Origin of the sequence: Frateuria sp. YIM B11624 (assembly GCF_049727805.1) — a bacterium.
Classification (GTDB): Bacteria; Pseudomonadota; Gammaproteobacteria; order Xanthomonadales; family Rhodanobacteraceae; genus Frateuria_A.
Map to the genome: position 1 here is coordinate 15,098 of NZ_JBCNYA010000006.1, position 25,650 is coordinate 40,747.

General features: G+C 70.9%; 29 protein-coding genes. 14 read left to right on the forward strand and 15 right to left on the reverse strand.

The window, feature by feature from the left end; all coding sequences use genetic code 11:
- Positions 1-28: 28 nt before the first annotated feature.
- The 4 genes from AAIL17_RS04205 to AAIL17_RS04220 form a co-directional block, all read right to left on the reverse strand.
- Positions 29-1,222: an efflux RND transporter periplasmic adaptor subunit gene (locus tag AAIL17_RS04205; RefSeq protein WP_424681568.1), complete on the reverse strand. Its 1,194-nt coding sequence runs from the start codon at positions 1,220-1,222 to the stop codon at positions 29-31.
- A gap of 10 nt (positions 1,223-1,232) precedes the next feature.
- Positions 1,233-2,690 carry an efflux transporter outer membrane subunit gene (locus AAIL17_RS04210; protein ID WP_424681569.1) on the reverse strand — a complete coding sequence of 486 codons (1,458 nt, stop codon included), beginning with the start codon at positions 2,688-2,690 and terminating at the stop codon, positions 1,233-1,235.
- A gap of 23 nt (positions 2,691-2,713) precedes the next feature.
- Complete coding sequence (locus AAIL17_RS04215; RefSeq protein WP_424681570.1) at positions 2,714-3,172, reverse strand: MarR family winged helix-turn-helix transcriptional regulator; 459 nt, start codon at positions 3,170-3,172, stop codon at positions 2,714-2,716.
- Positions 3,173-3,246: 74 nt separating this feature from the next.
- Positions 3,247-3,489: a hypothetical protein gene (locus AAIL17_RS04220; RefSeq protein WP_424681571.1), complete on the reverse strand. Its 243-nt coding sequence runs from the start codon at positions 3,487-3,489 to the stop codon at positions 3,247-3,249.
- A gap of 241 nt (positions 3,490-3,730) precedes the next feature.
- Between AAIL17_RS04220 and AAIL17_RS04225 the strand changes: the two genes are divergently transcribed.
- Complete coding sequence (locus AAIL17_RS04225) at positions 3,731-4,582, forward strand: helix-turn-helix transcriptional regulator (protein WP_424681572.1); 852 nt, start codon at positions 3,731-3,733, stop codon at positions 4,580-4,582.
- Positions 4,583-4,592: 10 nt separating this feature from the next.
- Here AAIL17_RS04225 and AAIL17_RS04230 read toward each other — a convergent pair whose 3' ends face one another.
- Positions 4,593-4,841 (reverse strand): hypothetical protein, encoded by a 249-nt coding sequence (locus AAIL17_RS04230; RefSeq protein WP_424681573.1) that lies wholly within the window; start codon positions 4,839-4,841, stop codon positions 4,593-4,595.
- A gap of 120 nt (positions 4,842-4,961) precedes the next feature.
- Here AAIL17_RS04230 and AAIL17_RS04235 point away from each other — a divergent pair, with 120 nt between their 5' ends.
- Together AAIL17_RS04235 and AAIL17_RS04240 are read left to right on the forward strand one after the other, a co-directional pair.
- Positions 4,962-5,768 carry an AraC family transcriptional regulator gene (locus tag AAIL17_RS04235; RefSeq protein WP_424681574.1) on the forward strand — a complete coding sequence of 269 codons (807 nt, stop codon included), beginning with the start codon at positions 4,962-4,964 and terminating at the stop codon, positions 5,766-5,768.
- A 57-nt stretch (positions 5,769-5,825) separates the two neighbouring features.
- Positions 5,826-6,188 (forward strand): hypothetical protein, encoded by a 363-nt coding sequence (locus AAIL17_RS04240; protein ID WP_424681575.1) that lies wholly within the window; start codon positions 5,826-5,828, stop codon positions 6,186-6,188.
- A 117-nt stretch (positions 6,189-6,305) separates the two neighbouring features.
- On the opposite strand, the gene AAIL17_RS04245 is transcribed toward AAIL17_RS04240, so the two are convergent.
- Entirely contained in the window at positions 6,306-8,726 is a 2,421-nt protein-coding gene (locus AAIL17_RS04245; RefSeq protein WP_424681576.1) for a prolyl oligopeptidase family serine peptidase, read from the reverse strand.
- 108 nt (positions 8,727-8,834) lie between these two features.
- The gene (locus AAIL17_RS04250) at positions 8,835-9,788 is read right to left on the reverse strand and encodes a GlxA family transcriptional regulator (RefSeq protein WP_424681577.1); all 954 of its coding nucleotides are present in this window, start codon (positions 9,786-9,788) and stop codon (positions 8,835-8,837) included.
- 125 nt (positions 9,789-9,913) lie between these two features.
- On the opposite strand from AAIL17_RS04250, the gene AAIL17_RS04255 reads away from it, so the two are divergent.
- From AAIL17_RS04255 to hemC, 5 genes are all read left to right on the forward strand, one after another.
- Positions 9,914-10,558 carry a cysteine hydrolase family protein gene (locus tag AAIL17_RS04255; protein ID WP_424681578.1) on the forward strand — a complete coding sequence of 215 codons (645 nt, stop codon included), beginning with the start codon at positions 9,914-9,916 and terminating at the stop codon, positions 10,556-10,558.
- Positions 10,559-10,656: 98 nt separating this feature from the next.
- On the forward strand, positions 10,657-11,322 hold the full coding sequence (locus AAIL17_RS04260) for an alpha/beta hydrolase (RefSeq protein ID WP_424681579.1): 666 nt from the start codon (positions 10,657-10,659) through the stop codon (positions 11,320-11,322).
- Between the two features lie 137 nt (positions 11,323-11,459).
- Positions 11,460-12,509, forward strand: a complete 1,050-nt coding sequence (locus AAIL17_RS04265) for a sensor histidine kinase (protein WP_424681580.1) — start codon at positions 11,460-11,462, stop codon at positions 12,507-12,509.
- Positions 12,509-13,213 carry a LytR/AlgR family response regulator transcription factor gene (locus AAIL17_RS04270; RefSeq protein ID WP_424681581.1) on the forward strand — a complete coding sequence of 235 codons (705 nt, stop codon included), beginning with the start codon at positions 12,509-12,511 and terminating at the stop codon, positions 13,211-13,213. Before AAIL17_RS04265 ends, AAIL17_RS04270 begins: the two co-directional genes overlap by 1 nt.
- A 70-nt stretch (positions 13,214-13,283) precedes the next feature.
- Complete coding sequence (hemC, locus tag AAIL17_RS04275) at positions 13,284-14,198, forward strand: hydroxymethylbilane synthase (protein WP_424681582.1); 915 nt, start codon at positions 13,284-13,286, stop codon at positions 14,196-14,198.
- Between the two features lie 103 nt (positions 14,199-14,301).
- On the opposite strand, the gene AAIL17_RS04280 is transcribed toward hemC, so the two are convergent.
- Complete coding sequence (locus AAIL17_RS04280) at positions 14,302-15,123, reverse strand: DUF481 domain-containing protein (RefSeq protein ID WP_424681583.1); 822 nt, start codon at positions 15,121-15,123, stop codon at positions 14,302-14,304.
- Between the two features lie 95 nt (positions 15,124-15,218).
- The gene (locus tag AAIL17_RS04285) at positions 15,219-16,142 is read right to left on the reverse strand and encodes a hypothetical protein (RefSeq protein ID WP_424681584.1); all 924 of its coding nucleotides are present in this window, start codon (positions 16,140-16,142) and stop codon (positions 15,219-15,221) included.
- A gap of 126 nt (positions 16,143-16,268) precedes the next feature.
- Here AAIL17_RS04285 and AAIL17_RS04290 point away from each other — a divergent pair, with 126 nt between their 5' ends.
- A complete protein-coding gene (locus tag AAIL17_RS04290; RefSeq protein WP_424681585.1) occupies positions 16,269-17,252 on the forward strand; it encodes a helix-turn-helix transcriptional regulator in 984 nt (327 codons plus the stop codon).
- Between the two features lie 126 nt (positions 17,253-17,378).
- Here AAIL17_RS04290 and AAIL17_RS04295 read toward each other — a convergent pair whose 3' ends face one another.
- The gene (locus AAIL17_RS04295) at positions 17,379-19,163 is read right to left on the reverse strand and encodes an SLC13 family permease (RefSeq protein ID WP_424681692.1); all 1,785 of its coding nucleotides are present in this window, start codon (positions 19,161-19,163) and stop codon (positions 17,379-17,381) included.
- A gap of 197 nt (positions 19,164-19,360) precedes the next feature.
- Here AAIL17_RS04295 and AAIL17_RS04300 point away from each other — a divergent pair, with 197 nt between their 5' ends.
- The gene (locus AAIL17_RS04300; protein ID WP_424681586.1) at positions 19,361-20,284 is read left to right on the forward strand and encodes a patatin-like phospholipase family protein; all 924 of its coding nucleotides are present in this window, start codon (positions 19,361-19,363) and stop codon (positions 20,282-20,284) included.
- 11 nt (positions 20,285-20,295) lie between these two features.
- On the opposite strand, the gene AAIL17_RS04305 is transcribed toward AAIL17_RS04300, so the two are convergent.
- Positions 20,296-20,664: a DUF488 domain-containing protein gene (locus tag AAIL17_RS04305; RefSeq protein WP_424681587.1), complete on the reverse strand. Its 369-nt coding sequence runs from the start codon at positions 20,662-20,664 to the stop codon at positions 20,296-20,298.
- A gap of 141 nt (positions 20,665-20,805) precedes the next feature.
- Positions 20,806-21,522 (reverse strand): glycosyltransferase, encoded by a 717-nt coding sequence (locus tag AAIL17_RS04310; RefSeq protein WP_424681588.1) that lies wholly within the window; start codon positions 21,520-21,522, stop codon positions 20,806-20,808.
- 136 nt (positions 21,523-21,658) lie between these two features.
- Here AAIL17_RS04310 and AAIL17_RS04315 point away from each other — a divergent pair, with 136 nt between their 5' ends.
- The 4 genes from AAIL17_RS04315 to AAIL17_RS04330 are packed head-to-tail and all read left to right on the forward strand — an operon-like array spanning position 21,659 to position 24,060.
- Positions 21,659-21,958 carry a DUF2282 domain-containing protein gene (locus AAIL17_RS04315; RefSeq protein WP_424681589.1) on the forward strand — a complete coding sequence of 100 codons (300 nt, stop codon included), beginning with the start codon at positions 21,659-21,661 and terminating at the stop codon, positions 21,956-21,958.
- A 2-nt stretch (positions 21,959-21,960) separates the two neighbouring features.
- Positions 21,961-22,827, forward strand: coding sequence for a DUF692 domain-containing protein (locus tag AAIL17_RS04320; RefSeq protein WP_424681590.1), 867 nt, complete (start codon positions 21,961-21,963; stop codon positions 22,825-22,827).
- Complete coding sequence (locus AAIL17_RS04325; RefSeq protein ID WP_424681591.1) at positions 22,802-23,578, forward strand: putative DNA-binding domain-containing protein; 777 nt, start codon at positions 22,802-22,804, stop codon at positions 23,576-23,578. The genes AAIL17_RS04320 and AAIL17_RS04325 overlap by 26 nt, the downstream gene beginning before the upstream one ends.
- Positions 23,575-24,060 (forward strand): DoxX family protein, encoded by a 486-nt coding sequence (locus AAIL17_RS04330; protein ID WP_424681592.1) that lies wholly within the window; start codon positions 23,575-23,577, stop codon positions 24,058-24,060. Before AAIL17_RS04325 ends, AAIL17_RS04330 begins: the two co-directional genes overlap by 4 nt.
- A gap of 39 nt (positions 24,061-24,099) precedes the next feature.
- Here the strand turns inward: AAIL17_RS04330 and AAIL17_RS04335 are convergent, their stop codons facing one another.
- The 3 genes from AAIL17_RS04335 to AAIL17_RS04345 form a co-directional block, all read right to left on the reverse strand.
- Positions 24,100-24,318, reverse strand: coding sequence for a hypothetical protein (locus AAIL17_RS04335; RefSeq protein WP_424681593.1), 219 nt, complete (start codon positions 24,316-24,318; stop codon positions 24,100-24,102).
- Between the two features lie 67 nt (positions 24,319-24,385).
- Positions 24,386-25,117, reverse strand: coding sequence for a DUF3379 family protein (locus AAIL17_RS04340; RefSeq protein WP_424681594.1), 732 nt, complete (start codon positions 25,115-25,117; stop codon positions 24,386-24,388).
- Positions 25,104-25,649 (reverse strand): sigma-70 family RNA polymerase sigma factor, encoded by a 546-nt coding sequence (locus AAIL17_RS04345; RefSeq protein ID WP_424681595.1) that lies wholly within the window; start codon positions 25,647-25,649, stop codon positions 25,104-25,106. Before AAIL17_RS04345 ends, AAIL17_RS04340 begins: the two co-directional genes overlap by 14 nt.
- Position 25,650 lies beyond the last annotated feature (1 nt).

The window sequence follows — 25,650 nt, forward strand, 5'->3', positions numbered from 1 at the left end:
TCGCATCCGGGGCGCTCCTACGAGTGGGTCAGCGGCCGCTGCCGGCCATGTTGGCGTGGATGATCTGGCCGATCAGGCCATCCGCCTGCTCCAGCTGCTTCTGGTACACCTCGGTGCTGAAGGCCGGCTTGGTCGGCGGCTCCGGCGCCAGCATCGCGCCCTGCTGGTTGTGCAGGTCGACGGTGACGTCGGTGGACAGGCCGATGCGCAACGGATGCTTGTCCAACTGGCCCGGATCGGTGAACACCACCCGCACCGGCACGCGCTGCACGATCTTGATCCAGTTGCCGGTGGCGTTCTGCGCCGGCAGCAGCGAGAAGGCGCTGCCGGTGCCTACGCCCAGGCTCTCGACCATGCCCTTGTAGGTCACGTCGCCGCCGTAGACGTCGGCATGAATCTCCACCGGCTGGCCGATGCGCATGTGGGTGAGCTGGGTTTCCTTGAAGTTGGCGTCGATCCACGCCTCGTGCAGCGGCACCACCGCCATCAGCGGCGTGCCCGGCGCGACACGCTGGCCCAGCTGCACCGCGCGCTTGGCGACATAGCCGTCGACCGGCGCCACGATCGTCGTACGCAGATCGTCCAGGTAGGCGGCGCGCAGCTTCGCCGCGGCCGTCTGGACGTCCGGATGCGAGGCGACCACGGTGTCGTCGACCAGCACCTTGCTGGTCTGGTACTGCTGAGTGGCGGCGGTCAGCGCGCTCTGCGCGGCGGTCAGTTCGTCGCGGGCGTGCGCCAGTTCCTCGGCGGAGATCGCGCCGGACTTGGCCAGGTCGCGCCGACGGTCGTAGTCGGCCTGCGCCTTGGCCACCGCCACCTTGCGCGCGGCCACGTCGGCCTGCGCGCCGCTGACGGTGCTGTACAGGCCGCGCACCTTGCGCACGGTGCTGGCGAGGTTCGCCTTGGCTTCGGCCAGCGCCACGTCGGCATTGCTCTGGTCGAGCTTGATCAGCACCTGGCCGGCCCTGACGCGGTCACCGTCGTCGGCGCCGATCGAGACCACGGTGCCCGGGATCTGCGGGGTGATCTGCACGATGTTGCCGGACACGTAGGCATCGTCGGTGCCTTCGTACCAGCGGCCGTCGAAGTAGTACCACAGGCCCCAGCCGATCAGGGCGAGCAGCACCACCACGCCGAGCGCGCGCAGCAGGAAACCGCGCTTGTTTTTCGCGGCCGGCGCGGGAGCGGCGGCGACCGGTTGGGAAGCAGGCTGGCTGGACATGGAAGAGCCTTCAGGAATGAGCGGGGGTGGAAGAAGTCGAAGCGGTCTGATGTGCGGCGTCCGGACGGTAGCCACCGCCGAGCGCCTGGATCAGTTGCACGGAAAGGTCGACCTGCTGCGCCTTGAGTGCGGCCATGCGCTGTTCGGCCACGAGCAGCTGCTGGCGCACGCTGAGCGCCTCCAGGTAGCTGCCCACGCCGGCGCGGTAACGCTGTTCGGCCAGGCGCCAGGCGTCGTTGGCCGCATCCAGCGCGCGCTGCTGCGCCTGCACCTGGATCACCAGCGACTGTTGCGCGGCGTAGTCGTCGGCCACCTCGTTGAGCGCGCCGACCAGGGTCTGGTTGTACTGCGCCACGGCCAGGTCGTACTGCGCATCCTTGCCGGCGAGGTTGGCGCGCAGGCGGCCGCCGTCGAAGATCGGCAGGCTGAGCGAAGGCCCGACCTGGTAGAACAGCGAGGAGGCGCGCAGCAGCGGGTTGCCGCCCATGGCGAGCAGGCCGGCCATGGCGCCCAGCTTCACGTTGGGCAGGAACTCGGTCTTAGCCGCGGCGATGTCGTGGCCGCTCGCCTCGACCCGCCAGCGCGCGGCGACCAGGTCGGCGCGGTGACCGAGCAGTTCGACCGGCAGGTTCTCCGGCACGGCGAGCGCGTCGGGTGCCAGCGGCTGCGGGCGTGTGATGTCCAGCCCGCGATCCGGACCCTTGCCCAGCAGCACCGAGAGCGCCGAGCGCGCGGCATCGATGGCGCGTTGCGCGACCGCCAGTTGCTGCTCCGCGCTGGCCACTTCGGCGTCACCCTGCTTGAGCTGCAGCTGGCTGTCGAGGCCGGCGCGCACGCGCTGCGCGGTCAGCTCGCGCGCCTTGCCGGCGCGATCGAGCTCGGCCTGCGCCAGGTCGTGCTGGTCGAAGGCGTAACCGAGCTGCGCGTAGGCGCGGGCGACGTTGCCGGACAGCTCGATGCGCGCCGCGCGCGCCTCGACTTCGGCCGCGCGGGCCTGGCCCAGTGCGGCCTCCCACGCGGCGCGCTGGCCGCCCCACAGGTCCAGGCCCCAGTTGAAGCTGAGGTAGCCAAACTTGGCGACCGAGAAGTGCGCGTCGGCGCCGAGCAGGCCCGAGGGCGGCTTGGCGCCGGCCACGCTGGCACCCAGGTCCAGTTGCGGCTTGCGCGCGGCGTCGGCGACGCCGGCCGCCGCCTGCGCGGCGCGGGCGCGCGCGTCGGCCGCGGCCAAGCCAGGATTGCCGGCCAGCGCTTCCTGGATGAGCGCGTCGAGCTGCGGGTCGCCCAGGCCGCTCCACCACGCCTGGCCCGGCCAGGCGGCCGGCGTGAGCGCGCCTTCGCCGAGGCTGCGCTGGGCCTTCAGCGCGGAGGGGTCGAGCAGCTTGCCGTCCGGATGCAGGCCGCCGCTGCTGGCGCAGCCGGCCAGGACGAGGGTCAGTGCGGTGGCCGCCGCAAGGGATTGCAGACGCATGGTGTCGGGATTCCGGGTGAGGGTCAGTCTTTGTCGCGCAGTGCGTGCAGTACGCGCGACAGGTAGTCGTGCAGGCGTTTGCGCTCGGCTTCGTTGAGCGAGCGTTGCGCCGCTTCCAGCACGCGCTCGTTGCAGTCGGTGAGCTGCTCCCACAACGCCGTGCCCTGCTCGGTCAGCTCGATGCGCAGGGCGCGCCGGTCCTGTTCGTGCGGGCAGCGACGCAGGTAGCCGCGGCCTTCGAGATGATCCAGTTGCCGGGTCATGGCACCACCGTCGAGCTCGACCGAGCGGGCCAGTTCCGAGGCCGTCATCGGGCCCAGCCGGGCGAGCCGCTTGAGGATCAGGAACTGGGTAAAGCGCAGGTCGACGCCCAGCGCCGCCAGCTCGGCCTCCATCGCGCGCACGATCTCCGAACGCACGAGGCCGAGCAGGACGCCCAGGCTTTCCTGGGGATGGGCGAAGGCGAGGGAGTCGGAAACCATGCCGCGCATTCTATTGCCCGGAGAATATTTGTCAAGGCAAATATCATGGCAGCCATCATTGTCCCGGCAAGGATTCAGGCAGCCCGCAGGGTCGCCAGCTCGTCGCGCACCAGCGCCGCCAGCGCCGGATCGCGAATGGCGAACAGCTCGAACACGCCCAGCGCACGCAGGGTCGGCAGTTGTGCGAGCAGGCGCGGCTCGGCCTCGCGCCGCAGTGCCTCGGGCGTGGCGGGGTCCAGCATCAGTTGCGCATGCACGACGAAATCGGTGAGCGCGTCGGTCTCTGGCAAATGGACGGAAACGGGAAGCAACGGCATCGGCATGCTCCTTGTTCTTGTCGATACAGGTGAGGACGCCGGGCAGGGCCTCGGCGTGACATGCCGGCTTCGCGGAGCCGGCATCGGTCCGCGCATTGCACGCGGTTCGGCACGGGGGGAGCGTCAACCATACGTTGCCTGCGCGCCTTGGCGGAAGGCAGCCGGCACTGCTGGTACTCTCACTACCACCCGGCGTCGGACCGCGCCGGGTACCCCGAACATCGTCCCCCTGGAACCGTCCATGGAACCGACCCGGCAGCGCTCCGAGCTGAAGGCCTTCCTGCGTGCGCGGCGCGCCGCGCTGGCACCGGAGGCGGCCGGGCTGCCGCGCGGGCGCCGGCTCACGCCGGGCCTGCGCCGGGAAGAGGTCGCCACCCTCGCGGCGGTCGGCGTCACCTGGTACACCTGGCTGGAACAGGGTCGCGCGATCAACGTGTCGGCCGCCGCGCTGGGCCGCATCGCCCGCGCGCTGGCGCTGGACGCCACCGACGAGGCCTACCTGTTCGCCCTCGCCGGCGTGCCGCGGGCCGAGCCGCCGGCCGCGCCGCCGGTGCTGCCGCCGGCCATGCAGGGCATGCTCGAGCTGTATCGCGCGCCGGCCTTCGTGGTCGACCCGGTGTTCGACGTGCTGGCCTGGAACCGCATGGCGCAGCGCCTGTACGACTTCGGCCAGTTCCGCGGGCCGCTGGCGCACAACCACCTGTGGAACGCGTTCATGAACCCGGCGCGACGGCGGCTGTACGCACCCTGCTTCGAGCCGGGCATGCTGAACCTGCTGGGCATCTTCCGGGTCAGCCACGCGGCGCATCCGGACGACCCGCGCTTCGACCAACTGATCGAGGCGCTCACCCGCGCCAGCCCGGACTTCGTCGAGCTGTGGCAGCGGCAGCAGCTGGCGCCGCTGAGCACCTGGACCGCGCATTTCTTCCATCCGGACTTCGGCGACGTGCGCGCGCACTCGGTGCGCATGCCGCTGCGCGACGGCCGCGCCGACGGCGCCACCGGATTCTTCTTCGTGCCGGAGGACGACGCCACCGCGGCCAGCTTCGCGCGCATCGCGGCGGAACTGGAACCCATGGCCCTGCCGGCCTGAGCGGCGCGGCTCAGGCCGCCGCGTACAGGCCACGGAGCGTCGCCATCTCGTCGCGCAGCAATGCGGCCAGCGCGGGGTCGCGCACCTCGAACAACTCGAACAGGCCCAGCGCCTGCACCACCGGCAACAGACGCAGCAGTTGCGGTTCCAGTTCGCGGCGCAACGGCTCGGGCGTGGCCGGATCGAGCATGCGTCGGGCGCACTCGACGAAATGGGGCAGCGCCTGTTCGGTCGGCAGGTTCCTGATCGGACGTGACATGGGGTTCTCCTCGGATGCGAATGCGCGGGCGTGCGCATCCAGGACGTCGGGGAGATCAGGCTAGTATCGACGCCGATGGCGCGTTATCGTCATTCGGTCAGATTTTGTCGAGAATCCGCCATGTCCCACGGCGATGCCATGTTCGAGCGCATCGAGAACGCCGGCGGCCCGCCGCTGATCGCCTTCCTGGTCGACGGCTCCGGCGACCACCAGCCGCACGTCGAGGAGAGCGACTGGCACACCCACGTGCGCGGGCAGTTCTTCTATGTCGAGCGCGGCATGGTCAGCATCCGCACGCGCGAGGGTGCGTGGGCGCTGCCGCCGCAGCGGGTCGGCTGGATGCCGCCGGGCGAGCCGCACACCGTGCGCATGTCCTCGGCGCTGTGCGGCTGGGGCGTGTTCGTGGCGCCGCAGGCGGCCATCGGCCTGCCCGACCACACCTGCGTGCTGGGCGCCAACGACCTGATGCGCGCGCTGGTGCTGCGCGCCTCCGAATGGACCATGCTCGACGAACTGGACGAGCCGCAGGAGCGCCTGCTGACGGTGCTGCTGGACGAACTGCGCCGCGCGCCGCAGTTGCCGCCGCAACTGAACCTGCCCAGCGACCGCCGCGTGCTGCGCATCGCGCACGCGGTGCTGGAACACCCGCAGGAAGACCGCAGCCTGGAGGACTGGGCCGCCTGGGCCGGCCTGTCCGCACGCAACCTGAGCCGCCTGTTCCGCCGCGAGACCGGCGCCAGCTTCGCACAGTGGCGGCAACAGGCGCGGCTGGGCCATGCACTGGAACTGCTGGCCGACGGCAAGGCAGTCAGCCAGGTTGCCGATGCGCTGGGCTACGCCAGTGTCAGCGCCTTCGTGGCGATGTTCCGGCGCAGCTTCGGGCAGTCGCCCGGGCGCTACTTCGAGCGCATGCCGCTCTCGGCCTGACGCGCGCATCACGGATGCGCTCGGACCATCCTTTCGTTAAATCGAGGAGGGCGCGTCATGGAACCGATGTTGAGCATGCGTACCGCGGCCGTGCTGCTGGCGCTGACCGCGCTGGGCGGCCTGCTGATGGCCGGCATCCGCTTCGCCGGCAAGCCGCATCCGCCGACCTGGCTGGCGATGGGGCACGGCTTCATCGCCGGCGCCGCCGTCACCCTGCTGGTCTACGACTATTTCACCGTGGGCCTGCCGGGCATGGCGCAGCTGGGGCTGCTGCTGTTCCTGATCGCCGCCGCCGGCGGCATCGTGATGAACCTGGTCTACCACTGGAACCGGCTGGCGCTGCCCAAGTGGCTGGTGGTGGTGCACGCGTTGATCGCGGTGGTCGGCTTCGCGCTGCTGCTGGTCGCCGTCTGGCCGTAAGCCTTTCGCTCTCCCGCCCGGCCGAAGGCCAGCCGGGGATTCGGCGCAAACGCGCCACCCGGCGCCACCGGAGGCGCGCCCCATCCCCCCCGGGCGGGAGGGGGATGGGCTCCATGCTTATCGGACGGGTTTGACGTACGTGTCGAACAGCTCGTCGATGCGGCGGTACTCGTCGTGCCAGGAATCGGGGTGTACGAAGCCGTGGCGCTCCATCGGGTACAGCGACATCCAGAAATTCTTCTTGTGCAGCTCGATGAAACGCTGGTACAGGCGGATCGAATCGGCCGCCAGCACGTTGTCGTCGATCAGGCCGTGCTGGATCAGCAGCGGATCGGCTAGCTTGTCGGCGTAGGTGATGGGCGAGCTGATGTCGTAGGCGTGCGGGTCCAGCTCCGGCGGGTTGAGGATGTTGGCGGTGTACTCGTGGTTGTACAGCCGCCAGTCGCTGACCGGGCGCAGCGCAGCGCCGGCGGCGAACTCGCCGGGCGCGCGCAGCAGCGCCATCTCGGTCATGAAGCCGCCGTAGCTGCCGCCGTAGATGCCCACACGCTTCGGGTCGACGTGGTGGTTCTTCACCAGCCAGGTCTTGCCGTCGAGCAGGTCCTCCAGCTCGGGGTGGCCCATCTTGCGGTAGATCGCATCGCGCCAGTCGCGGCCGTAGCCTTCGGAGGCGCGGTAGTCCATGTCCAGCACCACGTAGCCCTTCTGCACCAGCAGGTTGTGGAACATCTGCTCGCGGAAGTAGTAGGACCAGCCGAGCGTGACGTCCTGCGTGTAGCCGGCGCCATGCACGAAGATCACCGCGGGCTTCGACACCTCGCTTTCCTCGGCCGGCCCGTAGAACTTGGCGTAGATCGCGCCGGCGCCATGGCTGGAAGGCACCTCGACGATCTTGGGTGCGATCCACTCGCGTGCGGTGAACGCGCTCTTCATGGTGTGGGTCAGTTCGCGCGGGGTACCGCCCGCGGCCGGCTGCACCGCCAGCTGGTCGAGCCGGTAGGGCGAGGAGTGCAGCACCGCCAGGCGGCTGCCGTCCGGCGACAGTTCGAAGCCGTCCATGCCCTGGTACTGCGTGACGCGGGCGAGCTCGCCGCCGGCACTCGGCACGCGGTAGACGTCGTAGCTGTAGGGCGCCACCTCGTTGGTGCGCAGGTAGAACCACTTTCCATCCTGCGACAGCTGCGGGTGGCTCACCTCGAACCTGCCGTGGGTCAGCGCCTTCGCCTTGCCGTCGAGCGGCTTGACGTAGAGCTGCGACCAGCCGCTCTCCTCGGACAGGTACCACAGCGTGCGGCCGTCCTTGAGCCAGCCGAAATCGTTGAAGTTCCAGTTGATCCAGGCGTCGTCATGCAGCCGGTGCTGGTTGACCAGTGCGTGGCGGGCGAAATCGACGCTGGCGATCCAGCGGTCCTTGTTGTCGATCGCGCGAAGCTGGATGGCGAGGTTGCTGCCGTCCTCGCTCCACACGATGCCGCCGCCACCGCCATCCTCGGCGCTGGACACGATGCGCACCGCGCGCACGTCGGGCGCCTTCAGCGCCTTGGCCTCGTCGTCCTTGCCGGCCTTCTTCAGTGCGGCGACGGTCTGCGCGCGGATGTCGGCGAGCGGGTCGTCCTTGATGCCGGGCAGGCCCTCGGTCGGCAACGAGTAGTGCCGATGCGCGCGCAGGTCCAGCAGCAGCAGCGACTGCGCGGCCGGTTCGTTGCGCCCGACGTAGACGCGTGCGTCCTCGCCCTCGGCGTAGCCCGAGTCGCTCACGTAGTGCGTCACCTTCGGATGGCGGCCCGCCTCGTAGCTCTTCGGCCGGGTGACCACCAGCAGCCAGCGCCCGTCGGGCGAGAGTTCGGTATCGACCGCCACGATCTTGTCGCCCAGCCAGAACGGCTGCGGCGCGCGGCCCGGGTCGGCGGCGGCCAGCGCCTTGGCGTTGGCTTTTTCGGCGTCCTTGTCGGCCTTGAGCTGGCGCAGGGTGGAGAACAGCTTCAGCTGCTCGTCCTCCAGCGCGTCGGTCTTCTTCTGGTCGGGGTCGTCGGCGAACTTCAGCACCGCCACCGGCGCGCTGACGCCGCGGGACAGGTCGTAGCTGTACCAGTCGTTGCCGGAGCGGTACTGCAGCGCGCGGCTGTCGGCGGAAAACTGCGGTGCCGATTCGTCCTCGACGGTCTGCGTCACCTGCACGGTGCGGCCGTCGGCCAGCGTGCGCACGAACACGTCGCCGTGCCGGATGAACGCGGCGTAGCGGTGCGTGCGGTCGAACACCGCCGGGCCGTCGGCCCTGGCCATCGCCGCCGGATCGAGCTTCTCGCTGCGCCCCGTGGCCGGGTCCGCGCGGTACAGGTCGCGCACTTCGCTGCCGTCCCGCTTGAGCTGGTAGTAGATCGCCTGCCCGTCGGCGCTCCAGTACGGCGACTCCACCGCCTGCCCGATCCAGTCGGGGTTGGCCATGATGGTTTCCAGGTCCAGCGGTGCGGCCGGGGTGGCCGCCAGCGCCGGCAGCGCGGTGAAGGCGGCCAGGCCCGCCAGGAGAAGTCGACGCATGGAAGCGCTCCGCTAGTGGCAAAGCAGCCGAGCATAGCCAAGCCTGCCTGCGCCGCAAGCGCCACAAGTCCCGGCGCGAGCCCATCGCCGATACGGCACCTGCGTGCGCTAGTGGCCGCGGAACTCGCGCCGGTAGCGCGACGGCGTGGTATCCAGCGCCGCCGCGAAATGCTGCCTGAGCGACAGCGGCGTGCCGAAGCCGGCGCACTCGGCAATGCGCTCGACCGGCTGGTCGGTGGTCTCGAGCAGGCGCTGGGCGAGCGCAAGCCGCTGGGCGGCCAGCCACTGGCCGACCGTGGTGCCGGTGTGCCGGCGGAAATGGCGGGTGAAGCTGCGCCGGCTCATCGCCGCGCGAGCGGCCAGCGAGTCCAGGCTGTGTGCCACATCGAGATGACGCACCGCCCAGTCCAACGTTCGCGTCAGCGGCGTGTCGCGGGCGCGCTCGAGCACTGGCTGCTCGATGTACTGGGCCTGGCCGCCCTGGCGGTGTGGCGGCACCACCAGGATGCGCGCGATCCGGCTGGCCGCTTCCGCACCGTGGCAGCGGCGCACCACGTGCAGGCAGCAGTCGAGGCCGGCGGCGGTGCCGGCCGAGGTGATCACGTCGCCCTCGTCCACGTACAGCACGTCGGGGTCCAGGCGCACCTGCGGGTAGAGCTCGGCGAAGCGGCTGGCCCAGCGCCAGTGGGTGGTGGCGCGGCGGCCGTCGAGCAGGCCCGCGGCCGCCAGCACGAAGGCGCCCAGACACAGGCCCACCACCAGCGCCCCGCGCTCGTGCGCCCGCCTCAGTGCAGTCAGCAACGGCGCCGGCGGCACCTCGCGCGGATCCCGCCAGGACGGCACCACCACGATGTCGGCCCAGGCCAGCGTGCGCAGGCCGTGCCGCGCGGCGATGCCGAAGCCGGCATGCGCACGCAGTTCGCCCGGTTCAGCCGCGCACACGCGCACGTCGAACAGCGGCACCTCGTCGCCCGCTGTCTCGCCGAACACCGCGCAGGGCACCGACAGGTGGAACGGGCGGATCCGGTCGAACGCCACCACCGCCACGCGCGTCCCGCTCATTGCCTGCCTCCGCGCTGGATCAACATGGCCCGATTATAACTCTTAGTGGCAATCAGGCCACTTCCGGCGGCATCCGCCGATGCCGATCATGGCTATCCCGCCTTTCCAGCTGAAGGAGTCACGCCATGACCGAAACCTCCGCCCCTCGCCGCGCGCTCGTGGTGATCGACGTCCAGAACGAATACGAGACCGGCGGCCTGCGCATCCAGTACCCGCCGGTGGCCGAATCGCTGCGCAACATCGGCCTGGCGATGGACGCGGCGCGCAAGGCAGGTATTCCGGTGATCGTGGTGCAGCAGATGGCCCCCGAGAGCGCGCCGCTGTTCGCCGCCGGCTCGCATGGCTGGGCCCTGCACGAGATCGTCGCCAGTCGCCCGCGCGACCACTACGTGCCCAAGGCCCTGCCCAGCGCCTTCGCCGGCACCGACTTGGGCGAGTGGCTGGCGGCGCGTGCCGTCGACACGCTCGCCGTCGTCGGCTACATGACGCACAACTGCAACGACACCACGATCAAGCACGCCTTCGACCGCGGGTTGCAGGTGGAATTCCTGCACGACGCCTCCGGCAGCGTGCCTTATGCGAACCGTGCCGGCACGGCCACGGCCGAAGAAATCCATCGCGTATTCGCGGTGGTGGAGCAGTCGCGCTATGCAGCGGTGATGCGCACCGACGAATGGATCGACCACCTCGCCAACGGCACCGCGCCCGAGCGCGACAGCATCCATGCTTCGCACCAGCGCGCGCTGGTCGCCGCGGCGCGCGCAGCCTGAGTCCGCACGGCCGGCGCCGCATCGCGCCGCTGCGGCCATGTTGGCGGTGTCGGGGCGCATGGGCGAGACTGGCCGTTTTTCCGCTTCTGGTGCCACGCATGAACCTGCTTTCCAGCGTCGAACACGAAACCGGCCCGGATCCCCGCTACAGCGTGATCTGGCTGCACGGCCTGGGCGCCGACGGCAACGACTTCGCGCCGATCGTGCCGGAGCTGGTGGATGCGGCCTGGCCCGCGCTGCGCTTCGTGTTCCCGCATGCGCCGGTGCAGCCGGTCAGCATCAACGGCGGCGTGCCGATGCGCGCGTGGTACGACATCTACGGCTTCGACGCGCGCGCGGCGCAGGACGAGGCCGGCATCCGCCGCGCGATCGATGCGGTGGAGGCGCTGATCGCACGCGAGCATGCGCGCGGCGTGCCCAGCGAACGGATCGTGCTGGCCGGCTTCTCGCAGGGTGGCGCCATCGCGCTGGCCGCCGGCCTGCGCCACGCGCAGCCGCTGGCCGGCATCGTGGCGTTGTCGACCTACCTGCCGATCAGCGCCACGCTGGCGCCCGAGCGCAGCGCCGCCAATGCGCGGGTGCCGATCTTCTGGGGCCACGGCAACGCCGACCCGGTGGTGGTGCTGCAGCGCGGGCTCGATTCGCGGCAACTGCTGGAAGCGCTGGGCTACACAATCGACTGGCACACCTACCCGATGCCGCATTCGGTCTGCGCCGAGGAGATCGCCGACCTGCGCCGCTGGCTTGGCAGCCATCTCAGGTAACCCGATCTCTGTTGTCGGGGGTTGAATGAAGGGCCGCTGCTGGCTCGACCTTCCGGCGCAACCCCGGAACCCCGTTTTCCCTGAAGCGTGTGGCGGGAGGCAGCAGCGCGCATCCGGTTGCCGGCATACTGAAGCGCATGAGCGCCCGCCCTGCCCGCCCCGCTACGCCGTTGCCGGATTTCTGCCGGCTGCCGGCGGTGGCCGCGCTGTTCGCGGTGGGCGCGCTCACCGTCACGCTGATGTGGCTGGCGCCGGACAATACGCGCGGCTGGCGCGGCTACAGCGTGGGCATGCTGTTCGTCACCTGGCTGTCGATGCTGGTCGCGCTGGCGCTGTGCTACGCGCGGCCGTGGCTGCAGCGGCTCGGCGGCTGGATGCCGTATGCCGGCGTGTGGCTGCTGATCGAGCTGGTGGTGGCGCTGGCCAGCGCGGTGGCGCGCTGGATGGACCTCGCCCTGCAACTGGACCTGGTGCGCACCACGCCGGTGGCCTTCGTGCGCGACAACCTGTTGATCGCCGCGCTGCTCGGTGCGGCAATGCTGCGCTACTTCTACGTACTGGCGCAGTGGCAGGCGCGCCTCGCCGCGGTGGCGCACGCGCAGGTCGAGGCGCTGCAGGCGAGGATCCGCCCGCATTTCCTGTTCAACAGCATGAACACCGTCGCCGCCCTGGTGCGGGTCGATCCGGATGCCGCCGAACGCACCATCGAAGATCTTTGCGAGCTGTTCCGCGCTGCTTTGGGCCAGGCGGGGGCGGGGCGCGAGGGCACGCTCGGCGAGGAGCTGGCGCTGATCGAGCGCTACCTGGCGATCGAGCAGCTGCGCCTGGGCGAGCGCCTGCGCGTGCGGCGCGAGCTCGACGGCCTGCCGGCGGACTACCCGCTGCCGCGCCTGCTGCTGCAGCCGCTGGTGGAGAACGCCGTGCGCCACGGCATCCAGCCGCTGCGCGAGGGCGGCGAGATCCTGTTGCGCGGCAGGGTGGACGGACGTGCGCTGCTCATCGACGTCAGCAACCCGCTGCCGCCCGCGCCGGGCACGCCGGGCCACGGCCACGGACTGGCCAACGTGCGCCAGCGCGTGGCCTGGCGCTACGGCGCGCGCGCCGCGGTCGAGGCCGGGCCGCAACAAGGCCGCTTCGCGGTATGCCTGCGCCTGCCGCTCGATCCCCCGCCGGCGGAGCCCGCCTGATGCGCGTGCTGATCGTCGACGACGAACCGCTGGCGCGCACGCGCCTGGCCGCACTGCTGGGCGAATGCGAGGACGCCACGCTGGCCGGCAGCGTGGGCGACGGCGAGGCCGCGCTGGCGGCGATCGGCGAACTGCAGCCGGACCTGCTGCTGCTGGACATCAACATGCCGGGCCTGGATGGCGCCGCGCTGGCCGCGCGGCTGGCCGGCCAGGCGCGGCCACTGGTGATCTTCTGCACAGCCTACGAGAACCACGCGCTGACCGCGTTCGAGCTGGGCGCGGTCGACTACCTGCTCAAGCCGGTGCGCCTGGAGCGCCTGCGCGAAGCATTGCAACGCGCTCGCCAGCGTCTGGCCGCTGCACCGGCCGAACCGGTCGGCTATCTGCGTGGCCGCCTGCGCGGCGAGCAGGTGCGCATCGCGCTGACCGAGGTGGTCTGCCTGCTGGCCGAGGAAAAGTACGTGGTGGTGCGCCACGCTGGCGGCGAACTGCTGGTGGAGGAATCGCTACGCCAGCTGGAGGATGCCTATCCGACCCAGCTGGTGCGCCTGCACCGCAACTGCCTGGTGCCGGCGCCGCGCCTGCTCGGCCTGAAGACGCTCGCCGACGGACGCGTGCTGGCGCGCCTAGCCGGCACCGAGTTCAGCCCCGAGGTGAGCCGGCGCAACCTGCCGGCGCTGCGCAAGCTGCTGCGCACCGGCTGAGGCGCCACGCCGCACGCGCGCCGGCGCGAATGCGGCGACAATGGGCGCCTGCACTCCCGCTGGAGCTCCCATGCCGCCGTCCATCCTGCGCATCGCCACCCGCAAGAGCGCGCTCGCGCTGTGGCAGGCCGAGCACGTCGCCGCGCGCCTGCGCGCCGTGCATCCGGGCCTGGCCGTCGAACTGGTGCCGATGACCACCCGCGGCGACGAGATCGCCGACCGCCCACTCGCCACCATCGGCGGCAAGGGGCTGTTCCTGAAGGAACTGGAGGTGGCGATGCTGGAGGGCCGTGCGGACCTCGCGGTGCACTCGCTCAAGGACGTGCCGGCGGAACTGGAGCCGGGCTTCGTGCTGCCGGCGATGCTGCCGCGCGCGGACGCCGCCGATGCCTTCGTCAGCAACGACCACGCCACGCTGGACGCCCTGCCCGAAGGCGCGCGCGTGGGCACCTCCTCGCTGCGCCGGCAGGCGCAGTTGCGCGCGGCGCGGCCGGACCTGCGCCTGCTCGACCTGCGCGGCAACGTCAACACGCGGCTGGCCAAGCTCGATGCCGGCGACTACGACGCGATCGTGCTGGCCTGCGCCGGACTGGAGCGCCTGGGCCTGGCCGCGCGCATCCGCCAGCGGCTGGCCGCGCCCGAATGGCTGCCCGCGCCGGGGCAGGCGGCGATCGCGATCGAGGCGCGCGCGGACCAACCCGCCGTGCTGGCGCTGCTGGCGGCGCTGGACGATGCCGACACGCGCGTCACCGTCGGCGCCGAGCGCGCGATGAACCACGCGCTGGGCGGCAGCTGTACGGTGCCGGTGGCCGCCTGGTGCGTGCTGGCCGAACGCGGGCTGCACCTGCACGGGCTGGTCGGCGATGCGGCGAGCGGACGGCTGGTGCGTGCGGAGGCGGCCGGTCCGGTCGACCAGCCGGAGGTGCTTGGTCGGACGGTGGCCGATGCCCTGCTGGCGCAGGGTGCTGGCGAGATGCTCGGCTAGCCGGGCTTCACAGCCACGCCCCACTGCGGGTTCACCGCAAGCGTGGCCCCTCACCCCGGCCCTCTCCCGAGGGAAGAGGGCGCGACCGCAAGCTGCGTTGACGTCAGAAGTTGTAGACCAGGTTCGTCGTGGTCAGCGTGTCGGTGCTTTGCGTGCCCGGCTGCGTGTCGGAGTTGTAGCGCACCTGGAAGCCGAGCTTGAGCGCCATCTTCTTGGTCATGCTGACCGACAGGCCCGCATCGTTCTGGTAGTACTTGTTCTTCGAGCCCGCTTCGACCAGCAGCGTGTCCTCGAAGGCGGTGTTGTCGGTCAGCCGGTACTTGAAGTTGATCAAGCCGCGGCCGACCACCTCGCTCTCGGTGGGCTGGCGCACCTTGACCGTTTCCTCGCCCACCAGCACGGTGGTGTCGGCCGGGCGATAGCGCTTGTAACCGGGGCCGATTTCGAAGGAGAGCTCGGTGCGTTCGTTCTTCAGCGCGATGTAGCCGTAGCCCAGCGAGAAGATGCCCTGCCACAGGTTGGCGCCGAAATCGTCGTGCTCGTAGCGCCCGGCGCCCACGATGTAGCTGCGCGGGTCGAGCTTGTAGCCGACCGAGGCGCCGGCGTCGTAGCGGTTGGCGGTGGTGCTGAAGCGGTCGACCGTGGCGCCGGTATCGGCATCCACCACGCTGACTTCGCCCTTGGAACGCATGCCATTGAGGAAGAAGTTGTTCTTCCAGTACTCGTTTTCCTGGTTCAGGCCGAGCTTGGCGTTGACGTTCTCGGTGCGCGAGTTGCCGCGCGCCGAGGCGAAGCCGAACTCGCCCGAGCCGCTCCAGCCGCCGTTGTCGGTGGCGGAGTCGGTGGCGGGCGCACCGGCGTCCTGCGCCTGCGCCACGCCGGCGAAGGCCAGCAGGCACACGGCAGCGATCAGGGTCTTGTTCATCGGGCGATCCATGGATGGGGGGTGGGCAGGAAAGGCCGCCACCTTAATGCGGCGGATTGAACTCGCAGTGAACGTGCACCCGCCGGTCCGGACGCCTAGACGCCCGGACCGGCCGCGCGCTCGCCGCGGCAAAGCCGCGCGAGCGCGGACTCGTACGCACGCTGTTCGATGGCACGGCCGAGCAGGCAACTGACCGCCGCCAGCGCCACCAGCGACACGCCGGCATCCGCCAGGTCCACCACCAGCAGGGCCAGGCTGGGTACCGCATAGGTGAGCAGCGCCGCGACGAAGCGCGCAGTGCGTCCGCGCATGCGCTGGGACGACGCCCGCCCCTCGGACGGATTGAGCGCCTGCCAGCGCAGGCCCTCGATCAGTCCGAGCAACAGCGCCAGCACCAGCAGCACCATGATCCAGGGCCGCGTGCCGGCGGCGTGCACGGCGCCGTCCTGCGCCGCCAGGCAGAGCCAAAGCCAAAGCCCGCCGGCATACCAGGCCGCCACCAACCGGCTCACCGGCAGTTGCGCCGAGCGGCGCAGTACGGTCTCCGGCAGCCGCCGGCGATAGCTGTGCACGGTGTAGACCAGGCTGGCGATGCTGCACAGTGCCAGCGCGGCGCCTGCCACGCGGGTCGCCCAGAACGTGTTGTCGCCGCGCACCAGGCCGCCCACCGCCAGCATCGGCAGGTACGCCGCCAACGCCAGCAGCGCCTCGCGCGTGGGCCGGCTGCGCCGCGCAGGAAACCAGCCATGCCAGTCGGACAGGCCCGGCAGATGCAGGCAGGCGACCAGCAGCCCGCCGCTGACGAAGACCGCGCCCAGCGCCAGCGGCACCAGCGCCTCGCTGCGGCCGCCGCGGTAGATGCCCAGCGCCAGCGCCAGCCCCAACAGCATCCACAGGCCGTAGCCGGACAGCGCCAGCATGCGCAGCAGCGCGGCCGGATAGGCCGGCGGCAGCGGGTAGGCCCGCTCGTCCGCTGCGGCGGTCGGGACGCAGGCCTGCATGTCGCTGGACGGATGCATCACATCGAAAGGCTCGGCGGCTGGGGAAAAACCGCGACCCGGCGCATGCACCGGGCCGTGCGACGGACTTGCGGCCGCCGCGGGCCGTACCCATGCTACACAAAGCTCCCACCCCTGCGGTATGCCATGGATCGCTACGAACGCATTCTGACCCTGCACCGACTTCTCAAATCGGCGCATTACCCGGTCCCGCTGGCGCGGCTGATGGACGAACTGGAATGTTCGCGGGCCACGCTGTACCGCGACGTCGCCTTCCTGCGCGACGGGCTTGGCGCGCCGATCGAAAGCGCCGGCACCGACCAGGCGGCGTTCCGCTACGAGGTGGGCGAAGGCGAGCGCTTCGAGCTGCCCGGCCTGTGGCTGACCTCCGACGAGCTGGCCGCGCTGCTGGCACTCAACGAGCTGATCGGCCGCTCCGGCCCGGGCGTGCTGGCCGGCGCGCTGGCGCCGTTCAAGGCGCGCATCGAGCGCCTGCTGACCGGCCAGGAGAAGGACAAGGCGCTGCCGATCGAGCGCATCCGCGTGATTCCCTGGGGCGAGCGCAAGCTCGACCAGCAGGCGTTCCGCGTGGTCGCCGGCGCCGTGCTGGAGCGCAACCGCCTGCGTTTTTCCTACCGCGCGCGCACCACCGACTCGGACAGCAAGCGCACCGTCTCGCCGCAGCGCCTGACCCATTACCGCGACAACTGGTACCTGGACGTGTGGGACCACGACCGCGAGGCGCTGCGCAGCTTCGCGGTCGACCGCATCCGCGACGCGCACGCGCTGGACGAACCCGCGATCGACGTGCCGGAGACCGACCTCAACGAACTGCTCGCCTCCAGCTACGGCATCTTCGCCGGCAAGCCCAAGGCCTGGGCGACGATCCGCTTCTCCGCCCACGCCGCGCGCTGGGTCGCCGACGAACACTGGCATTCGCAGCAGAAGGGCGAGTGGCTGCCGGATGGCCGCTACGAACTGAAAGTGCCGTATTCGAAGTCGCGCGAGCTGCTGATGGACGTGCTCAAGTACGGCCCGGACGCCGAGGTGGTGGCGCCGCTGCCGCTGCGCGAGGAGATGAAGAGCCTGCTGCACATGGCGCTGGGCGGCTACCAGCAAGCCCCCCGCTAGCCGCGCCCCGAAGCCCTCGCCCCTCCGGGGAGAGGGTTTGGGTGAGGGGCCGGGGCTCGCGGAAAAGCGTCCGAAAACCTGGCCGCGGCCCCGCCATCATGTGGTCACTCCCGCCAGCCCCGCCGCCTACGGATGGAACGGCCAGAGCTGCGGAATCAACCACATCGACAGCGCGCAGAACAGCATGATCAGCGGAATGCCCACCTTCATGAAATCGGTGAAGCGGTAGCCACCGGCGTAATACACCATCGTGTTGGTCGGATAGCCCACCGGCGTGGCGAACGAGGTCGCCGCGGCGAAGGCCACCGCCACCACGAACGGCCGCGGATCGGCGTGTGCCGCATGCGCCACGGTCACCGCGATGCTCACCATCAGCACCACCGACGGGTTGTGTCCCATCAGTTCGGTCAGCAGCGCGGTCAACAGGTACACCATCAACAACGCGGCCAGCGGCCCGTGGTTGCCGACCAGGCCCATCGCGCCTGCCACTACCACGGTGGACAGTCCGGTCTTCTCGATCGCCAGCCCCAGCGGCAGAATCGCGCCGAGCAGGATGATGATCTTCCAGTCCATGCCCTCGTAGATGTCCTTGCGGCCGAAGCAGCCGGTCAGCGCCATCGCGGTGGCGCCGCACAGCGCGGCGATCGGGATCGGCAGCCAGTGCAGGCCCGAGGCGACCACCACCGCCACCATGATCGCCGCGGCCACCCACGCCTTGCGCATGCTGCCGCGCGCGTCGTCGCGCTCGGACAGCACGATGAAGGCGTCGTCGGTGCGCAGCTTCGGCATGCCGCCCTCGTCGACCAGCGCCAGCAGTACGTCGCCGACCGCGAGGTCCGTGTTGCTCAGCTTGTCGCGCAGCACCTGGCCGCGCCGGTGCACCGCCAGCACGGTGGCGCGGTAGCGCCAGTCCAGGCCCAGTTCCGACAGGCGCCGGCCCTCGGCCGGGCTGCCCGGCGCGACCATCAGCTCGGCCAGCACGCGGGATCGATCGTCCTCGCGCGCGTAGTGCTGCTCGGGCGCGTTGCGCAGGCGCGTGCGGCGCTGGAAATCCTCGATCTTGTCCCAGTCGCCGCGCACCAGCAGCACGTCGCCCACCGCCAGCTGCTGCTCGCGCGGCGACCACATGCGCCGCTCGCCGCGCAGCAGTTCCAACGGGTAGACGCCGTACTTGTCGCCCAGCTGCGCGTCGGCGATGCGCGTTCCCACCAGCGGCGAATCCTCGCCCACCACCAGCTCGGTGACGTACTTGCCGACCTCGCCGCCCTCCGGCAGCGCGGCGTCGATCTGCTTGGGCAGCAGCCTGCGCCCGATCAGCATCAGGTAGGCCATGCCGGCCACCGCCAGCAGCGCACCCATCTTGGTGAACTCGAACACGCCGAAGGGCGGCAATCCGTGCTTCTGCGCCAGGCTGTCGGCGAGCAGGTTGGAAGAGGTGCCGATCAGCGTGCACACGCCGCCCATCTGCGCGGCGTAGGCCATCGGCATCAACACGCGCGCGGGCGAGGTGCCGGTGCGCTGGCACACGCGCAGCGCCAGCGGCAGGAAGGTGGCGACCAGCGCGATGTTCTTGACGAAGGCGCCCAGCGGGGCGATCGCCAGCATCATCGCGAAGGTCAGCAGCCAGGGCTTGCGGATGCGCATCAGCAGGCGCGTCAGCGGCTCGAGCGCGCCGGAGCGCTCGATGCCCAGGCTCAAGGCGAACATCGCCGCCACGGTGACCGTGGCCTCGTTGCTGAAGCCGGACAGCGCCTCCTCCGGCGTGACGATTCGCAGCACCACCAGCGCCGCCAGCACCAGCAGGGCGACCAGGTCGATGCGCACCTTCTCGCTGGCGAACAGCGCCATCGCGCCGATGATGATCGCCACCGTGGCCCACGCCTGCCAGCTCATGCGCGCGCTCCGCGGCAGCGCGAGGAGGTGCCCGGGGCCGGCGTGCGGAGCGGGACATTCAGGCGGGTATCGGCTGGCATGGTTTCCTTACGGCTGCCTCGTCTTCTGGCGCGAACGCCGACGGACCATCATAACGGCCGTGGTCGCCGGACCGCAGACTTCACCACAGGCACACGCTAACGTATCGTGAGGAACCGCCCTCGCCAGGCCACCGCATGAGCCGTCCCCCCGATACGGATGCCGCCACGGACGCCGTCGATACGGACGCGCCGGGCCAACCGACCGTCGCGCTGGCGCTGGGCGCCGGCGGCGCGAAAGGGCTTGCGCACATCGGCGTGATCGAAGAACTGGAGCGCCAGGGCTTCCGCATCGGCGCCATCGCGGGCAGTTCGATGGGCGCCCTGATCGGCGGCATCTACGCGATGGGCAAGCTCGACGTCTATCGCGACTGGGTCTGCAAGCTGGCCCGCTTCGACGTGCTGCGGCTGGTCGACTGGACCTTCCGCGGCGGGCTGATCAAGGGCGAGAAGATCATCGAGACCCTGCGCACGCTGATCGGCGACGCGCGCATCGAGGACCTGCCGCTCGCCTACACCGCGGTGGCCACCGACATCGACCGCGAGCGCGAGGTATGGCTCACCCGCGGCCAGTTGTTCGACGCCATCCGCGCCTCGATCGCCATTCCCACCATCTTTCGCCCGCACACGATCGACGGACGCCGGCTGGTCGACGGCGCGCTGCTCAACCCGGTGCCGGTGACGCCGCTGATCCGCGAGCGCGCGGATTTCCTGTTCGCGATCAGCCTGGACGGCCCGACCGAACGGCGCAGCCCGGAGCAGGACGCCGCGGCCAGCCCGTCTTCGCCGCCGGGCTGGCTGGGCAAGCTGTTCGCCCACGGCGAGGACAAGTCGCCGCCGGTCCACGAACCCGGCGCCCTGGCGCTGCTGACCCAGGCGATGGACCTGATGCAGTCCAACCTCTCGCGGCTGCGCCTGGCCGCGTACGAGCCGGACCTGCTGATCGAGCTGCCGCGCGACGCGGCCGCCACCTACGAGTTCTATCGCGCCAGCGAGCTGATCGAGCTGGGCCGCATGCGCACCCGCGAGGCGCTCGAACGGTTCGACGCCACGCGCGACTAGCCTCCGTCCGCTCAGTGCGGACCGTGCGCGGCGAGATAGCCTTCCAGGTAGGCCTTCAGCGCCACGGCGTTGTTGTGTTCCTCGTCGCGCGCGCCGAACAGCAGCGTGACGCGGCCGCGCCGGGCCTTCTCGGCCAGCCCGTGCCAGGTGTCCGGCGCAGCGTCGAGCTCGCCCGCGTAGCGATGGCGGAAGCCCTCCCAGCGCGTCGGCTCGTGGCCGAACCACTGGCGCAGTTCGCGCGAGGGGCCGACCTCCTTCACCCACAGGTCGAGCGCAGCCGCGTCCTTCTTCAGTCCGCGCGGCCACAGGCGGTCGACCAGCACGCGATAGCCGTCCTTCGGCGACGGCGGGTCGTAGACGCGCTTGACGGTCAGGCTCATGGCATCCCCCTTCGAAGGAACACATCGCAAAGCTTACGCCTGACGGGTGAACACCCCGTAGGACGGCGTAGGGTGGGCTTCAGCCCACCATCCACGCACGCCGCGGTGGGCTGAAGCCCACCCTACGATCGACCTGCGCCCTTACAGCTCCTCGACGCGCGTGACCTTGGCCCGGCGCATCAGCCAGGCGACGCCGCGCAGGTCGGCCAGGCCGACCCACAGGCGATCGAGCATGCCGTACTTCGACGTACCGGCGGTGCGCGGGCGATGGCCCACCGGAACGCTCTGGCTGGCGTAGCCGGCGCGGCGCACCAGCGCCGGCAGGTAGCGGTGCATGTGGTCGAAGTAGGGCAGGCGCAGGAAGGTCTCGCGCTCGAACAGCTTGAGGCCGCAGCCGGTGTCGGGCGTGGCGTCCTTGAGCATGCGCGAGCGCACCGCGTTGGCGATCCTGGAGGAGATGCGCTTGTTGAAGCTGTCGCGGCGCGTGGTGCGCCAGCCGGCGAACAGCTTGACGTCCGGCGCGGCCGCGGCGCGCGCGGCCAGCAGCCTGGGGATGTCGGCCGGATCGTTCTGGCCGTCGCCGTCGAGGGTGGCGATCCACGCACCGCGTGCCGCGCGCACGCCATTGCACACCGCGGTGCTCTGGCCGCTGCGGCTGACGTGATGCAGCACGCGCAGTTCCGGATAGCTGGCCTTCTGCGCGGCCAGCACGGCGCGGCTGTCGTCGGTGGAGTCGTCGTCCACGTAGACGATCTCGAAGTCGGCCGTGCCGCGCAGCGCGGCGGCGATCTCGGCAAGCAGCGGCGGGATGTTGTCGCGCTCGTTGAACACGGGCACGACGACGGAAAGCTCGGGCATGGGGCCAGTCCGGGGAAACGTTGGGCGGCGATTATCGCCGATGCGCCGGCCGGGCGCAGGACGGTTGTAAGGAAATCCCGGAAGGGTCGGTCTCCTCGTGCAGCCGGAATGGTCCGGCCCAACGGAGATCAAGCCCATGCAATCGCATTCCCTCGTCGCCTCGGCCCTGCTCACCCTGCTCGCCGCCGGCGGCCTCGGCGTCGCCGGCAACGCCCATGCGGCCGACAAGATGGCCGGCCACAACGGCATGGAGAAGTGCTACGGCGTCAACGCCGCGCACAAGAACGACTGCCAGTCGCCGGGCCATTCCTGCGCCGGCCAGGACGCCAGGGCGCGCGATCCGCAGGCCTTCGTGGCGGTACCCGCGGGGCTGTGCCAGAAGCTCGCCGACGGCTCGCTGCAGCCGGGCGACGGCATGATGATGAAGAAGGGCTGAGCGTGACCGCATCGCACGCCACGCGTGCGCAGCCGATCCCGACCGCGGTCGGGATCGGGCTGCGGCCGGCGCACCTGGCGCACGTGCTGGCGCAGCGCCCGCCGGTGCCGTTCTTCGAGGTGCACAGCGAGAACTTCTTCTGCGCCGGCGGCGCGCTGTGGGATGCGTTCGACGCCGTGCGCCGCGATTACCCGGTCAGCCTGCACGGCGTGGGCCTGGCGCTCGGTTCGACCGCGCCGCTCGACGCCAACCACCTGGCCGCGCTGCGCACGCTGGTCGACCGCGTCGAGCCCGCGCTGGTGTCCGAGCACGTGTGCTGGGGCCGCGTCGACGGGCGCCACTTCAACGACCTGCTGCCGCTGCCCTATACCGAGGAGGCGCTCGCGCTGATGGCCTCGCGCGTGCGGCAACTGCAGGACACGCTCGGCCGCCGCGTGCTGCTGGAGAACGTCTCCAGCTACGTGCACTTCACCCATTCGACGCTCGGCGAGGGCGAGTTCCTCGCCGCGCTGGCGCGCGAGAGCGGCTGCGGCCTGCTGCTGGACGTCAACAACGTCTACGTCAACCACATCAACCACGGGTCGGATCCGCAGCGCCTGTTCGCCGCGCTCGATCCGGCCACGATCGGCGAACTGCACCTGGCCGGCTTCACCCGCAAGGACGGGCTGGGCGGGCCGCTGCTGATCGACTCGCATGACGCCCGCGTCGATCCGGCCGTGTGGGCGCTTTACGCCGACGCGGTCGCGCGCTTCGGACGCAAGCCCACGCTGATCGAATGGGACCAGCACCTGCCCGACTTCGGCGTGCTGGAGGACGAGGCGCGCCTGGCCATGGAGATCCTGCATGCCGATGCCGCCCTCCCTGCGTGAGCTGCAGCGCGCCTTCGGCGCCGCGCTGGTCGAGGGCGACGGCGATGCGCTGGCGCCATGGATCGCCGCACGCGGCATTGATCCGGCCGCGCGCCTGCGCATCTACCGGCACGCCAACCTGGCCATCCACGTCGAGGCGCTGGCGACCAGCTTTCCCGCGACGGTCCGCCTGCTCGGCGAGGACTGCTTCGATGGTCTGGCCACGCGCCATGCCGCCTGGATCGGCAGCGCCAGCGGCAACCTGCAGGCGTACGGCGCCGACTTACCCGGTTTCCTCGTCGCCCAGCCGGAGCTGACCGCGCATGCCTGGGTGGCGGAGGTGGCGCGGCTGGAATGGCTGCGCCAGGAGGTGGCGCTGGCCGCGTCCGGCGACGTTGCCGACCCGTTCGCGCTGGTCCTCGCGCTGGCCGCCGCCACCAACGCGGCCGTGCGCCTGCAACCGCACCTGCGCCTGTGTTCGTCCGCCGTGCCGGTGCTCGGCCTGTGGCGCTACGCCATGGACCTCGCGCCTGCCGTCGCACCGAACGGCGCGGGCGAACACGTGCTGCTCTGGCGCGCCGGCGACGGCGTCGCCATGCGCGCAGTCGATTCCGCGCTGGCCAGTTTCGTGCGCGCGTTGCTGGCCGGCGAGCGCCTGGCGGCCGCCTGGGCGAACGCGTCCGGCACCGCACCGCAGGAGCTGCTCGCCCCGCTGCTCGAACACGGCCTGATCGCCGCCGTCGTCAACGCTTCCGAGGAGACTTCCGCATGAATGCCCGTACCGTCGTCGTCCGCTGGTCCCGCTTCACCGCCTCGCTCGATCACCTCGCGCCGCTGGCGCTGCTGTTGCTGCGCCTGTTCGTGGCGCTGGCGTTCTGGCGCGCCGGGGTGGTCAAGTGGGACGACCCCTCCGGTACCGCCTATCTGTTCGACAACGAGTACCAGGTGCCGCTGCTCGCTCCGGCCATCGCCGCCACGCTGGCCACCTGGACCGAACTGGTGCTGCCCTGGCTGCTCGCGCTGGGCCTGGGCACACGCGTGGTCGCGGCAGTGCTGTTCGTCTACAACATCGTCGCGGTGGTCTCGTACCCGGCGCTGTGGCCGGACGGCCTGTGGCAAGGCTTCGTCGGCGGCGACTTCAACGACCACAAGGCCTGGGGCCTGATGCTGCTGGCGCTGCTCGCGCTGGGAGCCGGCCGCTGGTCGCTCGATGCGCTGGCCGTACGCTGGCTGCCGGGCCGCCGGCTGGGCTGAGACGCGGGCGCGTTCCGTCGCCGGCGGTCAATCCGATGGCTACAGGGAGTACCGCTGCCTCGGAATCGGCGCGTCCATCAGCAGGTCTTCGCCCAGCGCGCGGGCCAGTGCCGCGACGCTGTCGGTCCAGCCGTGCTGGTCGGCCGGAAGCGCGTACTCGGCGAACAGCACGTGCGCGCCGTCGGGCATGACGCGGAACACGCGGATGCAGTTCGCCGCGTCGTCGACCTGTACGAGGTGGTCGTGGGTCTTTGCCATGGCATGCCGTCGGCAACGAGGATGTCGATGACCGGGATCGGCCGCCGTCTCCCGGCGACCGAGAGGCTCACAGTTCGCTGACGCGACCCTGCCCGAGTCCGTCGATGGCCACGCGCCAGCCCTGCTCCACCGTGTCGAACGCGCTGCGATCCTGGCGGTTGGCGAGCATCACCAGCGTGCCGTGCTCCAGCGGCACCTCGCGGCCGAACCAGCCGTCGCGCCGGAAGTCGCGGCGCGCCGTGCTTTGCCGGGCCGGCACGTAGAGCACCACCACCGGCTGGCCGTCCGGACGGCTGACCAGATGGACCGTGTGGAACGGGCCGACGTCGCAGACGTGCACGTAGGTGGTGTCGTCCGGCAACGGGCCGCGCAGCGCGGCGTGCCGTTCGGCGAAGGCAGCGGCGACGGGCGCCGATGCCAGCGGCCGGGTGAGTGCAAGCGCGCCGATCTCGCCGGGCATGTGCGCCACCGCCAGCGTCGGCAACGCGCGCGCCTGCGCCTGGCGCCAGGCAATGCCGCCGCCGCCCAGCACGATCAGCAGCGAGGCGGCCAGCCCCAGCGCGATGTGGCGGCGGCGCACGTGGCGCTGTCGCTCGCCGGTGGCCTGCGCCAGCAGCACGCGCTCGGCCAGGCCTTCGGGCAGCGGCACCTCGAACGCGCCGTGCAGGGACTGCTCGAAGCGCTGCGCCTTCTCCCACGCCGCGGCGCAGGAGGGGCAGGTCTCGCGATGGGCGAGCATGTCCGGATCGCGGCCGTGCGGCTCGGCGCCCAGGCGGCGGCGGAACTCAAGACAGTCCATGCTGCACCTCCGCGCGTTCGCCGTGCAGGATGGCCTTGAGCTTCTGCCGCGCACGGAACAACTGGGTCATCACCGCGCCCGGCTGCTGGCCCAGTTCGGCGGCGATCTCCTCGCAGCTCAGACCGCCCAGCACCTGCAGCAGCAACGGTTCGCGGTATCGGTGCGGCAACTTGTGCATGGCCTCGCGCAGTTGGGCGGCATCGCCGTGCCGTTCGGGGCTGGCCCAGGCAGCGTCTTCGGCAAGGTCGTCGTCCAGTTCGGTGGTGTCGAAATTGCGCCGTTCGTGCAGGCGCGCGTGCTCGCGGCGCAGGATGGTCAGCAGCCAGGGCTTGGCGGCCTCGGCCTCGCGCAGCGCGTCGAGGTTCTTCCAGGCGCGCAGCAGGGTTTCCTGCACCAGGTCCTGCGCCAGTGCGTCCTGCCCGCACAGCCAGTAGGCGAAGCGGTACAGGTCGCCGGCATGCGCGCGGGTGAGCGCCTCGAACTGTCGCTGTCTGGGATCCACCTTCGAGAAGACCGGGGCAAGCCGTTTCATC